Here is a 13,842-nt window from a genome sequence, read left to right as displayed (position 1 = left end):
CGCTTATCTCGAAAGCGGACCGGTGCTGAGGGGCCCGGTCCGCGTTGTGTTTCCGCTGAAGGCACGCCCCGTGTTCGATCTCTGCATCCACGGAGCCTTCGCATGCCCGCGCAGACAGATACCCTCCCTTCCTCCCCCTCCACCACCCCGCTCGTCAAGAGTGACGGGGCCGACCGGCTCCGGATCGTCCCGGTGCGCCGAACAGGTCAGTGGGCGGCGGCCGTTGCCGTACTGGCGCTCCTCGCCCTGGTGCTCCACTCCGTCGTCCGCAACGACGCCTTCCAATGGGATGTCGTCGCCGACTACTTCACCACCACCGCCGTCCTGCGCGGCCTCGGCCTCACCCTGTGGCTGACGGCGCTGGTCATGGTGCTCGGCTTCGCCCTCGGCACGCTGCTCGCCGTCCTCAGACTCTCCGGCAACCGCGTTCTGCAAGCGGTCGGTTGGGGGTACGTCTGGCTCTTCAGGTCGACCCCGATCCTGGTCCAGCTGCTGTTCTGGTTCAACATCGGCGCGCTCTACCCGGAGATCCTCGGCGTCCGTACGGTGAACCTCCTCGGTCCCGTCACCGTCGCCGTCGTCGGACTCACCCTGCACGAGGCCGCCTACGCCGCCGAAGTCGTCCGCGGCGGCATTCTCTCCGTCGAACGCGGACAGATCGAGGCCGCGCAGTCGCTCGGCCTCGGACCCTGGCGCCGGCTCCGCCGGATCGTGCTGCCGCAGGCGATGCGCTCCATCGTCCCGCCCGCCGGGAACATGCTGATCGGCACCCTCAAGGGCACCTCGATCGTCAGCATCATCGCGGTACAGGACCTGCTGTACTCGGTGCAGCTCGTGTACCACCGCACCTACCAGGTCATCCCGCTGCTGCTGGTCGCCACCCTCTGGTACGCCCTGGTCACCTCGCTGCTGAGCATCGGCCAGCACTACATCGAGCGCCACTACGCGCGCGGCACGGCCGGCGCCCGGTGAGCGGGACGACGCCGGCGCTCGTCGTCATCGGCGCCGGACCGCGCGGCACCGGCCTGATCGAGCGCATCGCCGCCAACGCCCCCGGCCTGTACGGGGGCCGGCCGCTGGACATCCATCTCGTCGACCCGTACCCGCCGGGCGGCGGACGGATCTGGCGGCACGACCAGTCGCCCCTGCTCTGGATGAACTCCATGGCCGAGGACGTCACGATGTTCACCGACGACACGGTCCGGCAGGAAGGGCCGATACGCCCCGGGCCCGCGCTCCACACCTGGGCGGCGGACCTTCGGGACGGACGTCTGACGCTTCCGGACGGGGCGGGCACAGAACCCGAACTCCTGGCAGAGATAAAGGCGTTGACGGGAAGCGACTTCCCGAGCAGGCGACTGCAGAGCGTCTACCTGCGCTGGGTGTACGAGCAGGCGGTGGCGGAACTCCCGGAGGGCACCACCGTCCACTGGCACCGCAGCAGGGCCCTGCGCGTCACCGGGCCGCGCGAAGGGCGCCAGCGCGTCTGGCTGGAGGGGCGCGAAAGGCCGCTCCTCGCTGATCTCGTCGCCCTCACCATCGGCCACCTCGACGCCGAACCGGAGCCCGAACAGGTCGAGTTGGCGCGCTTCGCGGCCCGGCACGGGCTCGTCCACCTGCCGCCCGACTTCACCGCCGACACCGATCTGACCGACCTGCCCGCGGGCGAACCGGTCATCGTCCGGGGCTTCGGACTCGCCTTCGTCGACCTGATGGTGCTGCTCACCGAGGGGCGCGGGGGACGGTACGAGAACGGCGCGTACGTGCCGTCCGGCAGGGAGCCGGTGCTCCACGTCGGTTCGCGCCGGGGCGTTCCGTACCACTCCAAGATCGGCTATGCCTGGCAGGGCGAACGGCCGCCCCTGCCGCGCTTCCTGGGCCCGGAGCGGACCGAGGCGCTGCTGAAGACCGGTGAGCCGGTCGACTTCCGGCGCGATGTATGGCCACATGTCGACAAGGAGCTCGGCCACGCCCACTACCACCGGCTCTTCACCGCCCACCCCGGACGCACGAAAGGCGACTGGTCCGACTTCGAGGCGAGGTACGCCGCCGCGGACCCGGCAGGACCCGAACTGCGCGCCCTGGTGGCGGCCGCCGTCCCCGACCCCGCCGACCGGCTCGACCTCGAAGCGCTCGACCACCCCCTGGACGGGGTGCGCCACCCCTCGTACGACGCACTCCAGGAGGGGCTGCGCGACTACATCACCGCCGACCTGGAACGCCGCCACGACCCGGACCACAGCCCGGACCTCGCCGTCTTCCTCGGGCTGCTGTCCGCCTACGGGCAACTGATCCGGCTCGGCGACATCGGCGGCTGGTGGCACGGCTTCTTCAGCTACCTCGCCTCCGGTCCGCCGGGACCCCGGCTGCACCAGCTCCTCGCGCTCTCCCGGGCCGGTGTCGTCCGCTTCCTCGGCGCCGGGATGACCGTCGGGACCGATGAGCACCGCGGTGTCTTCCTGGCCGGCAGCGCCACCGTGCCCGGGGAGCGGATCGAGGCCCGCGCCCTGGTCGAGGCCCGGCTGCCGGACCCCTCGCTGGAGCGCACCCGCAGCCCGCTGCTGCGGGAGCTGTACGAGGACGGGGCCGCCGCCACGGGCACCGGGCTGCTCTCGGTCGGCCCCGAGGACGGCCGGATCCTGGGGCGCGACGGCCGCCCGCACCCGCGCCGCTTCGCGCTCGGCCCGTTCACCACCGCGCGCGCCGGCGGAGCCTTCACGCGGCCGCGCACCGGCGGCCCGGCCTTCCGGCAGAACGACGCCACCGCCCGCGCGGCCCTCGCCTTCCTCCGGGACCTCTCCTGTAGCGACGGCCCCCTCGGCGCCTGACCCGGCGACCCCCGGTCGGCCCCGTCCGCCTCCTCCCACCCCGCGGCCCGAGCAGCTCAAGGACCCCTCATGTCCCTCACCTGCGATCCACCGATCGGCACATCGACAGGACCACATGTCGCCACGCCCACCGCCGTCGACCACGGCACACCCACCGTCGTCCCCCTGCTGAGGGTCGCGACGGTCCGGTACATCCTCCTGACCACCGTGCTCTCCGTCCTCCAGCACCACGTCGAACGTCATTACGCCAAGGGGGCCGCGCGATGAGCCGCACCACCGACCGCACCACCGGATCCACGGACGCCATGGTCGAGATCCGCTCCGTCCACAAGCGCTTCGGCAGCCTCGAAGTGCTGCGCGGCATCGACCTGTCCGTGCGCACCGGCGAGGTGACCGTCGTCCTCGGCCCCTCCGGTTCCGGCAAGTCCACGCTCCTGCGCACCATCAACCACCTGGAGAAGGTCGACAACGGCTGGATCAGCGTCGACGGCACCCTGGTCGGCTACCGCAGGGACGGCGACAAGCTGTACGAGCTCCGTGAGCGCGAGGTCCTGCGACAGCGCACCCGGATCGGCTTCGTCTTCCAGAACTTCAATCTCTTCCCGCACCTGACCGTGCGGGAGAACCTCATCGAGGCCCCGGTGGCCGCCCTCGGCCGCCCGAGGAAGGAGGCCGTCGCCGCCGCGGAGAAGCTCCTCGCCAGGGTCGGGCTCGCCGACAAGGCGGGGGCGTACCCCAAGCAGCTCTCCGGCGGGCAGCAGCAGCGGGTCGCCATCGCCCGCGCCCTGGCCCTGGAACCCAAGCTGCTGCTCTTCGACGAGCCGACCTCGGCGCTCGACCCCGAACTGGTCGGTGAGGTCCTCGACGTCATCAAGGACCTGGCGCTCCAGGGCACCACGATGATCGTCGTCACGCACGAGATCGGGTTCGCCCGCGAGGTCGCCGACACCGTCGTCTTCATGGACGAGGGCCGGATCGTCGAACAGGGCGCCCCCGGCGACGTACTCGACAACCCGGTCCACGAGCGCACCCGCGCCTTCCTCTCCAAGGTCCTGTGACCCCGCCCATGCCCATGCCCGTGTTCTCTTCGAGGGGTACGCACGTGTCCGTCCCCCGCACCCTCGCCGCGGCGCTCGCCGCCCTCGCCGCCGCGGGACGGTTCGTACGCCGAGGTGCTGAAGCGCTGGGGGCCGACGAGACCGTCGAGAGATCCGGGATCAACCCGTCCGGCCTGCCCAAGCCCGAGAACACTGAGCCCCACGAGAGCCCCGAGAGGTACCCCCATGCCCACAACCGCACCCCTCCACCTGGCCGCCGAGATCGGCGGCCCGCCCCGCTACGACCCCGGCCACTACATCGCTCTCGCCCGGCTCGCCGAGCGCGGCGCCCTCGACTTCGTCACCCTCGGCGACTCCTTCGCCAGGCCGGGGCCGGACGCGCTCGCCGTGCTCGCCCGGGTCGCGCCCGCCACCGACCGGATCGGTCTGGTGCCGACCGTCACCACCACCCACACCGAGCCGTTCCACGTGTCGTCCGCCGTCGCCACCCTGGACTGGGTGAGCCGCGGCCGGGCGGGCTGGAACGCCGATGTGTCCACGACCGAGGCCGAGGCCCGGCTCTTCGGCCGGCGCCCGGCGGCGCCCGCCGACGAGCTGTGGGGCGAGGCCGGTGAGGTCGCCGACGTGAGCGCACGGCTCTGGGACAGCTGGGAGGACGACGCCGAGATCCGGTCCGTCGCCACCGGGCGCTTCATCGACCGCGACAAGCTGCACCCTGTGAATTTCGAGGGGGCCTCCTTCTCGGTACGGGGCCCGGCGATCGTGCCCCGCCCTCCGCAGGGGCACCCGGTCACCGTCGTCGACGGAACCGGCGGCCCGGCGAGGGAGACCGCGGCCCGCCACGCCGATGTCGTCCTCGTCCGGGCCACCGCCCCCGAGCGGGCCGCCGCGATCCGCACCGATCTGCGCCGGCGCGCCGCGGCGTACGGACGGGACCCCGGCACGCTCCGGGTCCTGGTCGCGCTCACCGTCGACCTCGGCGACGCCGAGACCGCCCCGGAACCCGGACTGGAGAGCGGACCGCCGCTCGCCGCCGGCGGCTCCTACTACCGCGGCGGCCCGGTCGACCTCGCCGAACTGATCGCCCGGTGGCACCGCGGCGGAGCGGTGGACGGCTTCCACCTGACGCCCATCACCCCCGGGCGCGACCTCGAACGGATCGTCAACGGCACCGTCGCCCTGCTCCAGCACCGCAGCCTGTTCCGCACCTTCTACCCCGGCGGCACCCTGCGCGAGCACCTGGGGCTGGCCCGCCCCGCCAACCGGTACGCCCTCGAAGGGGGACGCGCATGAGCACCGCACCGAGGCAGATGCATCTCGCCGCCCACTTCCCGGGTGTGAACAACACGACCGTCTGGGCGGACCCCCGTTCCAGGAGCCAGATCGACTTCTCCTCCTTCGAACACCTCGCCCGCACCGCGGAACGCGGCAGGTTCGACTTCTTCTTCCTCGCCGAGGGGCTGCGGCTGCGCGAGCACAACGGCCGGATCCACGACCTGGACGTGGTGGGCCGCCCCGAATCCCTCACGGTGCTGGCCGCGCTGGCGGCCGTCACCGACCGGCTGGGCCTCGCCGCCACCGTCAACACCACCTTCAACGAGCCGTACGAACTGGCGCGCCGCCTCGCCACCCTGGACCACCTCAGCGGCGGCCGGGCCGCCTGGAACGCCGTCACCTCCCCGGACGCCTTCACGGGGGAGAACTTCCGGCGCGGCGGCTATCTCGACCGGGCCGACCTCCCCCAAGTTCTCGGCACCGCTCGAACAGGGGGGACCCCCTATACGAGGGCCGCCGAGTTCGTCGCCACCGCCCGCGAACTGTGGGACACCTGGACCCCCGACGGCACCTCGCGCCCCTTCACGCATCAGGGGCAGCACTTCGGCATCGAGGGCGAGTTCACCGTCCCGCGCTCCCCGCAGGGCCATCCGGTCGTCATCCAGGCCGGGGACTCCCCGGAGGGCCGCGAGTTCGCCGCGTCCGCCGCCGATGTCATCTTCACCCGGCACGGCACCCTGGAGGCCGGCCGTACCTTCTACGCCGACGTCAAGGCGCGGCTGGCGAAGTACGGCCGGGAGCCCGACGAGCTGAAGATCATGCCCGGGGTCACCTTCGTACTCGGCGACACCGACGCCGAGGCCCAGGAGAGGGCGGCCGAGATCCGCCTCCAGCAGGTCTCCCCGCAGAACGCGCTGCTGGTCCTGGAACAGGTCTGGGGCCGTGACCTCTCCTCCTACGACCCCGACGGACCGCTTCCCGAGACCGACCCGGACCCCGAGTCCTCGCTGGTCCAGGGCCGGGTCAGGCACGGAGACCCGCTCGCGGTCGCGGCCCGCTGGCGTGCGCTGTCGAAGGAGAAGGGGCTGTCCATCCGGCAGACCGTCATCGAGGCGACCGGACGGCAGTCCTTCATCGGCAGCCCCCGGACGGTCGCGGCGCAGCTGACGGAGTTCGTCGCCGCCGATGCCGCCGACGGCTTCATTCTCGTACCGCATCTCACCCCCGGCGGCCTGGACGACTTCGTCGACCGGGTCGTCCCGCTCCTCCAGGAACGCGGTGCGTTCCGCTCCGCGTACACCGGTCTCACGCTGCGGTCGCATCTCGGGCTCGCCGAACCGGTGTGGAAAGGTTGAACACATGAGCACGGACGCACAGCAGCCGCACGGTTCAGAGCAGGCGGCGCAGGACTGGAAGCACTGGCACGAGGAGCGCACCACCACGGTCGCCGCACCGTACGGACCGCTCTCCCTCACCGGCACCCACTGGCTTTCCGACCACCCGGACGGTCACATCCCCGGGGTGCCCGGGGAGTGGCAGGAGGACGGCGGGGAACTGGTGCTCGGCGCCGACGCCGCCGACGGCCTGACAGTCGACGGCAAGCCCTTCACCGGCCGGGTCCGCCTCACCGCCGACCGCGGCCCGATCCATGGGTCCCGGGTCGCGCACGGCGAGCGGCGGCTGGTCGTGCTCCGTCGCGAAGGGCTCTGGGCGGTACGGGACTTCGACCCGCACTCCGCCGCGCGGCGCGCCTTCCGGGCCATCGAGGCCACCCCGTACGACGCCCGCTGGGCGTTGCCGGGCACCTTCCGCCCGTACGACACCGCCCGTACGGTCCGGGTCGAGAACGCCGACGGCGTCGAGCGGGGGCTCGGACTCGGCGGTGAGATCGTGTTCGAGGCCGGCGGTGCGGAGCACACCCTGCAGGTCGCGGTCGAGCCCGACGGTTCGCTCTGGGCGGTCTTCGCAGATGCCACCAGTGGGAACAGCAGCTACCGCTTCCGGTTCCTGCGGCCCGCGGCCCCGGCCGAGGACGGCAGCGTGACGGTCGACCTCAACCGTGCGCTCCTGCCGCCCTGCGCCTTCGCGGACCACTTCATCTGCCCCTTCCCGCCGCCCGGCAACACCCTTCCCCTCGCCGTCGAGGCGGGGGAGCGGAGCCGCGTCGACGGCTGACGCGCCGCCATCTCCTCCTCGGGACAACGGCCCCGGCAGCCCGCGTGCTGCCGGGGCCGCCGCGTGCGGGGTGGCGCTTTCGGGTCAGCAGGCCCTCTTGCGCCGGAAGTTGACGCCTTGAATACTCCCGAGCAGCGCTTGTCAGGAGCACGGCATTCCGCAACCGCGGAAGCCGCCGTGCGAACGACTGCGCCTCACGGGTCCGGCCACCCCACAGGCGGACCCCCGACTTCCCCTCGGGAGGAATGAAAAGTGAGGATCAAGCGCACCACCCCCCTCAGCGGTACCGCGAGACGCCGCAGGGCCGTCGCCGTCGCAGCGGGCCTCGTCGCCGTCGCCGCGCTCGCCGTCCCCAGCGCCCAGGCCAACAGCGCCACCACCTTCAGCGCCAAGCAGCTCTCCGCCGCGAGCGACGCCGTCCTCGGCGCCGATGTGGCGGGGACCGCCTGGAGCATCGACCCGGCGACCGACACTCTCGTGGTCACCGCGGACAGCACGGTCTCGCAGGCCGAGATCAAGCAGATCAAGCAGTCCGTCGGGGCCAACGCCGGCGCCCTGCGGATCGAGCGCACCTCCGGAAAGCTCAGCAAACTGCTCTCCGGCGGCGACGCGATCTACGCCCCCGGCTGGCGCTGCTCCCTCGGCTTCAACGTCCACAGTGGCAGCACCTACTACTTCCTGACCGCCGGTCACTGCACCGACGGCAATCCCCCCTGGTACACCAACTCCTCCAACTCGACGAGCATAGGCCCGACGGTCGGATCCAGCTTCCCGACCAATGACTACGGCCTGGTGCGCTACGACAATGCCTCGCTCGCCCATCCGGGCACCGTCGGCAGCGTCACCATCACCGGCGCGGCCAACGCCACGGTCGGCATGTCCGTCAGCCGCCGCGGCTCCACCACCGGCGTCCACAGCGGCAGCGTCACGGGCCTCAACGCCACGGTCAACTACGGCAACGGCGACATCGTCTACGGCATGATCCAGACCAACGTGTGTGCGGAGCCCGGCGACTCCGGCGGGCCGCTCTACTCCGGCTCGAAGGCGATCGGTCTCACCTCGGGCGGCAGCGGCAACTGCTCCTCCGGCGGTACGACGTTCTTCCAGCCGGTCACCGAGGCACTCAGCGCGTACGGGGTCACCCTCAACTGACGTCCGGTACCCCAGTCCGACCTTCGAACGTGCAGTCGATCAAGACGGATCCCTCGCCCGAATCCTGGGCGGGGGCTCCCGTTCACCCCACGGTTTTTGAGAGAATGTGGGGCAGGTCGGTCATGCAGGAGCAAACGGGGGCGGATGCTGTGCCTCCCGGAGGATGCCCTCCGGGGCCCCCCGGCAGACACCTCAGGGGGTTCCAGGTCCGTGAAACGCATCGGAGTGACCGGCCATCGCAGCATTCCGCAGGAGGCCCGAGCCCATGTGCTGGCCGGGTTGCAGGCCGCGCTCTGCGACCTCGAAGGCTCCCTGGAAGCACTCTCCAGCCTGGCGGTGGGAGCGGACCAGCTCTTCGCCGACCTGGCCCTGGCCCGCGGCGCGGACCTGACCGTGGTCATCCCGAGCGGCGACTACGAATCCTGTTTCGCGGACGCGGCCGAACTCGCCCGCTACCGGGCCCTCAAGGACCGGGCGGTCCGGGAGGTCCGGCTGGGCTACCCGCACTCCACCGACGAGGCGTACTACGCGGCGGGCGCGTACATCGCGGACCACTGCGACCGGCTGCTCGCGGTGTGGGACGGCCGGCCGGCCCGCGGCCTCGGCGGCACGGGCGACATCGTGACGTACGCCCGCAGCCTGGGCCGCCCGGTCACCGTGATCTGGCGCGAGGGCGTGGAACGCTGACCGGTGCGCGCGGCCGTCCTCGCACACGGCCGCGCGCGCAAGCAGTGACGTAGTGTCACATCTGGTGTCTGGCAAGCCAGTCGGTGTGCTGCGGGGAGACGATGCGCTCGGTCTCGAAGACGGCCCGGGGCCACTGACGCTCCGTCAGGGTGGTCTCCATCGCCACCTGCATCGACTCCAGGTCCTGTTCCACCAGCGAGTGGGCCGAGATCAGCGGGTGGTGGCGGCGCATCTCGCTCCATGCCAGACAGGCCGCGGCGGCGGCCGACAGCACCCCCGTCAGGGCGAAGGACTGGGTGACGGAGAACGTCCTCAGCAGCGCGAACACCAGGGCCAGCGCCGTGAGTGCGGCAATGGTGGTCGACCAGACCAGGGTGGCCCGCCGGGACACCTCCTGGCGCCTGCGGTACCAACTGCGCTGCTCGATCAGCCGGTCCCGTACATACGTCTCCTTGCGCACGGTGAACGCCTTGTTCCGCAACTCGCGCATGGAGTCCGTGATCAGTCCGCCCGAATCCGCCGTCAGATCGCGGGGGTCGGCCCACCCCACCTTCCGGAGCTCCTGAAGGCCCTCTTCGAGGCGGTTCGCGAACATGGCCTCGGGGTGCTGGGTGCTGGTGTCGAAGGGGGAGCCGTGCACCGAGTAGCGCCAGCACGTCGACTTGATGAACTCCGCCGCGGACCGGTTGAGTTGCCATTGCGACTTTGCTTTGCGCCGGGCGGTGAGATACGTCGTGATCAGGACGCCCGCATAGGCCAACACGGCGATCACATCCGCCAGTTGAAACGCTTCGGCCACCTCCACATGCCACGGCACCGAGGCCGGAACCGTGCCCACGACCAGCAGGATCAGCTGGACGCGGGTGGTGTTCACGGCCTCCCGCTGGCGTGCGACGGCGATCGCGTCGGTGTGGTGGAAGAGCTCCGGCAGATCGGCGTTCCTGAACACCATGCTCTGGAGCGGTCCGGGAATCGCCGTCATGTTCACTCTCCGTCTGCGGTCAGGGGCGTGCTCGTCCGGTGAGTCGAAAGGGGGGCATGAGCGTAGAGGTGTGCCGTTGGCACGGCAATGGACGCGGGGTGCCAACGGCGTTTTTCGGTCCCTGGGAAGGCCCCCTCGTGCGATCGGGGACACTGTGGCAATGTGTTCCAACTGACCGCGTGGTGAGGCTGGTTGATGTCCGGCGCCTTCCTCGCGACCGACCGACGGGGGGAACGGGGATGAGTGAGGCATACGGTGAGAACATGGATCCCCTGTCCGACGCTCAACGGCGGGTCCGCCGCAGCCCTTTGCTGTTCACCACGCCGCTCGTGCTCCTCGGTCTGCTGACCGCGCTGCTCGTCTGGGAAGCGATCCGGGTGAACACGACGGCCGAGGCGCGGACCGAGTGGCCGTGGCGTCTGCAGCTGATCGACGCGCAGGTGCTGGGCAGTCTGCTGGCGGTCTCGCTCGGGGCCGTACTGGCCCGGGCGCAGTATGCCCGCACGGTCAGGCCGTACCTGGGCTGGCGGGCCGCCTGGACGACGGGGCTGCTGGCGGCGGAGGCGCCTGCGTGGCGCGTCGGGATACTCAACGGCGGCCAGCACATGGCCGTGATCGAGTCCTGGGACACCCGGGTGGTCATGCAGGGGGCGGACGACTCCGCCGACGCGCAGTGGAACAGCGTCTCCGGCACTGTGGCCGAACTGACCGAGGCCGGATTCACCGTCGGGGAGGACTTCCGGCTGATCGAGTTCGGCGCGGGATTCCCCCTGGTGGGAGCTGTGGGCGGGCACGAGACGGTGTTGATGGGTGCGTTCTCCGAGCTCTTCGCCCAACGGGTCCAGTCGCTCTATGTGCGGGTCAGGGTCACGGATGTCGTCGGTGACACCCACGAGCGGACCCTGGACTGCATGAAGGGTGTGTGGACCGACCGGGCAGCCCCGGCCGAATGACACCCTTTGCGCCGTGGGCCGCGGGCACCGGGGCGGGGCGGCACGGACCGGACCGGCCTCGTCCTCAATCGCCTGCCCCACCTGGGTTTTCCCTCGCCTGTGCGGCGCGACGTGCCTTCCGTTCGAACGGAAGGCACGGCCCTGTGTGCCACTCGTGTGACGAGTGGATCTCCGCAGTTGCCAAGCCCGTTCAGGGGAGTAAAGTCGTGCCGCCGGGCGCTGTGGTCGTACAGAAACTGGCTGCATTTCTCATGATCCGGAAAACTCCCCTCAAGGACGGCCGTGAAGATCTCTGATTCCCCTCGCGCCTTCGCTGTTGCGAAGAAGGACCCTGTGCCGCTCTCCAAGATCGACACCCGCACCGCAGAAGCCACCAGGAAGCTTGGCCGGGTGTTTTCGGCCTCGACCGACCGCCACACCCAGGCGTCGACCTTCAGTTCTGCGCTCTGAATCGCGTTCCATGCTGGCTAGACTGAGGGAATGACAGGACCCCTGGTCCCATTCCGCGAAATTGTGCTCAAAGTGCACAGCAGGTGCGATCTTGCCTGCGATCATTGCTACGTCTACGAACATGCCGATCAGAGTTGGCGTACCCGCCCCAAAGCAATCTCTGACGACGTCATCTTCCGGACAGCTCAGCGCCTGGCCGAGCATGCCAGAACGCATGCGTTGCCCTCCGTGTCAGTGATCCTGCACGGAGGGGAGCCTCTGCTGGCAGGCCCCGCCCGACTGCGGCGCGTCTGCGAAGAGCTCACCTCCGCCTTCGAAGGCATCGCGGAGCTCGACCTCCGCATCCACACCAACGGGACCCAGCTCAGCCCGCGCTACCTCGACCTCTTCGACGAATTCGGCGTCAGGGTCGGCATCTCCCTCGACGGAGACCGGGCCGCCAACGACCGGCACCGCCGCTACGCCGACGGGCGCAGCAGCCACCCCCTGGTCCTCAAGGCCGTCGAGCTGCTCCGGCAGGAGCGCTACCGCCATCTGTACCTCGGGCTCCTGTGCACCGTCGACATCCAGAACGACCCGCGCGCGGTCCTCGACGCGCTCGCCGAGCTCGACCCCCCGCTCGTCGACTTCCTGCTCCCGCACGCCACCTGGGACGATCCGCCGCCCCGCCCGGACGGATCACCCACCGCCTACGCCGACTGGCTGCTCGCGGTCTTCGACCACTGGCAGGAGCGGGGGCGCCCGGTGCCGGTACGGCTCTTCTCCTCGGTGCTGTCCACGCTGAGCGGCGGCCCCAGCCTCACCGAATCCCTGGGACTCGCCCCCACCGACCTCGTCGTCGTGGAGACCGACGGTCAGCTGGAGCAGGTCGACTCGCTCAAGAGCGCCTACGAAGGCGCGGCGGCCACCGGATTCGATGTCTTCACCCACGCCTTCGACGAGGTCGCCGCCCACCCCGGGGTGCGGGCCCGCCAGCTGGGGCTGGCCGGCGTCAGCGAGACCTGCCGCCGATGCCCGGTCGTGCGCTCGTGCGGAGGTGGCCTGTACACCCACCGGTACCGCTCCACGGGGCCGTCCGGCGCATTCGACAACCCGTCCGTGTACTGCGCCGATCTGGCCGCCCTGGTGCGCGGCATCGAGGCGCGCACGGCGGCGGCCCTCGTCGCACCCGCCGTGGCGGAGCCCGACGAACTGCTCGCCGCCCAGCAGGACCTCACCCGCACCCTGCTCGCCCGGCTGAACGCCGACATCGGCCGGTACGGCGGCGAGCGGTGGGCCGCCGCCTGGGAGCTGGCCACCACCATCGAGGCGTCCGAGGAAGGGGCCCGCGGCCTGGACGAGGTGCTGGCGCACCCGTACACCCGCACCTGGCTGCTCGACGCGATGGAGCTGGTCGAGGACCGGCCCGGGGCCGTGCAGGTGGCGCGCCGGATGCCGGCGTACCTCGCGTCCGCCGTCGTGCGGGCCGGCCTCGATCTGCCCGTACGCGTGACCTTCTCCGGCGGCAGGATCTTCCTGCCCGGCCTCGGCGAACTGCGGATCGCCGGTGCGGGGGAGCGCGGCACGGCGCTGGTGCGGGCCACCGGGGACGGCTTCCTCGTCCGGCGGGAAGGGGACGGCGGGGCCGAGCGGCGGATCGTGCGGCCGCAGGAGGCCGGACCCGGCTGGCGGCCGTTGCGCCGCCTCGCGACGCCCGGTCCGACGCCCGGCTTCGTGCTCGACGACCTCGACCCGTACCGCAAGTGCTTCGCCGTGCGCGCCACGGACGCCCTCGGCGACCGGGCCGCAGCCGGCCTGGAGGCCAGGATCGGCGAGGCGTGGACGCTGATCGGGACGAAGGCGCCCGGACGCACCCGGGAGATGGCCGGCCGCCTCACCACCCTCACGCCGCTGACCGGCCTGGCCCCGGCGGAGCCCGCCGTCGGACAGCACGGATTCGGCGCGCTGGGGATCTCCCCGGACGGCAGTGCCGAGGAGTTGGCTTTCGCGCTGCTGCGGGGTTTCCGGCGGGCCGAATTGCGGGCGCTTCGGGATGTCGCGGATCTTTACGCGGCGGACGGCTCCTGGGAACATCGGATGCCCTGGCGGGAAGAACCGGTTCCGTTTTCCCGGCTGCTGGCCGAAACCTATGAGCGGATGGCGTTGGGGGATTTCGACCCGCACTTCCTGGAGGGTGTACCGCAGGCGCTCGACACCCTGGAAGGTGCCGCCGAGCTGACCACCAGCGGAAAACGACTGCTGGATCAGATGCGAAAAGAAATCTGAGCCTCGCATTCCGGTTT

Annotated in this window: 12 protein-coding genes and 1 pseudogene; 12 read left to right on the top strand and 1 reads right to left on the bottom strand. The window is 71.1% G+C overall.

From position 1 onward, the window contains the following. The first annotated feature begins 102 nt into the window (after window positions 1-102). The 9 genes and pseudogenes from ACIOMQ_RS16635 (at window position 103) to ACIOMQ_RS16595 (ending at window position 9,175) form a co-directional block, all read left to right on the top strand. On the top strand, window positions 103-972 hold the full coding sequence (locus ACIOMQ_RS16635; protein ID WP_401269943.1) for an amino acid ABC transporter permease: 870 nt from the start codon (window positions 103-105) through the stop codon (window positions 970-972). Beyond that, entirely contained in the window at window positions 969-2,828 is a 1,860-nt protein-coding gene (locus tag ACIOMQ_RS16630) for an FAD/NAD(P)-binding protein (RefSeq protein ID WP_402189264.1), read from the top strand. The genes ACIOMQ_RS16635 and ACIOMQ_RS16630 overlap by 4 nt, the downstream gene beginning before the upstream one ends. Before the next feature lie 156 nt (window positions 2,829-2,984). Beyond that, window positions 2,985-3,095, top strand: a pseudogene (locus tag ACIOMQ_RS16625) (amino acid ABC transporter permease); the annotation flags it as partial. Between the two features lie 38 nt (window positions 3,096-3,133). Further along, window positions 3,134-3,886 (top strand): amino acid ABC transporter ATP-binding protein, encoded by a 753-nt coding sequence (locus ACIOMQ_RS16620; RefSeq protein WP_401270010.1) that lies wholly within the window; start codon window positions 3,134-3,136, stop codon window positions 3,884-3,886. Window positions 3,887-4,111: 225 nt separating this feature from the next. After that, complete coding sequence (locus ACIOMQ_RS16615) at window positions 4,112-5,179, top strand: LLM class flavin-dependent oxidoreductase (protein WP_362206341.1); 1,068 nt, start codon at window positions 4,112-4,114, stop codon at window positions 5,177-5,179. A gap of 17 nt (window positions 5,180-5,196) precedes the next feature. Continuing rightward, entirely contained in the window at window positions 5,197-6,516 is a 1,320-nt protein-coding gene (locus tag ACIOMQ_RS16610) for an NtaA/DmoA family FMN-dependent monooxygenase (protein WP_402189313.1), read from the top strand. Between the two features lie 4 nt (window positions 6,517-6,520). Then, complete coding sequence (locus ACIOMQ_RS16605) at window positions 6,521-7,336, top strand: DUF1684 domain-containing protein (RefSeq protein WP_402189262.1); 816 nt, start codon at window positions 6,521-6,523, stop codon at window positions 7,334-7,336. 252 nt (window positions 7,337-7,588) lie between these two features. Further along, the gene (locus tag ACIOMQ_RS16600; protein WP_401269952.1) at window positions 7,589-8,488 is read left to right on the top strand and encodes a S1 family peptidase; all 900 of its coding nucleotides are present in this window, start codon (window positions 7,589-7,591) and stop codon (window positions 8,486-8,488) included. A gap of 210 nt (window positions 8,489-8,698) precedes the next feature. After that, the gene (locus tag ACIOMQ_RS16595; RefSeq protein WP_401755253.1) at window positions 8,699-9,175 is read left to right on the top strand and encodes a hypothetical protein; all 477 of its coding nucleotides are present in this window, start codon (window positions 8,699-8,701) and stop codon (window positions 9,173-9,175) included. 55 nt (window positions 9,176-9,230) lie between these two features. Here the strand turns inward: ACIOMQ_RS16595 and ACIOMQ_RS16590 are convergent, their stop codons facing one another. Continuing rightward, the gene (locus ACIOMQ_RS16590) at window positions 9,231-10,157 is read right to left on the bottom strand and encodes a DUF4231 domain-containing protein (RefSeq protein WP_402189260.1); all 927 of its coding nucleotides are present in this window, start codon (window positions 10,155-10,157) and stop codon (window positions 9,231-9,233) included. A 263-nt stretch (window positions 10,158-10,420) separates the two neighbouring features. Between ACIOMQ_RS16590 and ACIOMQ_RS16585 the strand changes: the two genes are divergently transcribed. The 3 genes from ACIOMQ_RS16585 (at window position 10,421) to fxsBH (ending at window position 13,825) form a co-directional block, all read left to right on the top strand. Further along, window positions 10,421-11,110 carry a hypothetical protein gene (locus ACIOMQ_RS16585; protein WP_362206336.1) on the top strand — a complete coding sequence of 230 codons (690 nt, stop codon included), beginning with the start codon at window positions 10,421-10,423 and terminating at the stop codon, window positions 11,108-11,110. 282 nt (window positions 11,111-11,392) lie between these two features. Then, entirely contained in the window at window positions 11,393-11,560 is a 168-nt protein-coding gene (locus tag ACIOMQ_RS16580; protein ID WP_362206335.1) for an FXSXX-COOH protein, read from the top strand. A 30-nt stretch (window positions 11,561-11,590) separates the two neighbouring features. Then, a complete protein-coding gene (gene fxsBH / locus ACIOMQ_RS16575) occupies window positions 11,591-13,825 on the top strand; it encodes a radical SAM/SPASM protein FxsBH, inactivated beta-hydroxylase extension form (RefSeq protein WP_402189258.1) in 2,235 nt (744 codons plus the stop codon). Window positions 13,826-13,842: the final 17 nt, after the last annotated feature.

The organism is Streptomyces sp. NPDC087845 (genome assembly GCF_044742755.1).
Classification (GTDB): domain Bacteria; phylum Actinomycetota; class Actinomycetes; order Streptomycetales; family Streptomycetaceae; genus Streptomyces.
Note: the sequence above shows the minus strand (reverse complement) of the source record. Positions and strands in the feature narration are given on the sequence as shown.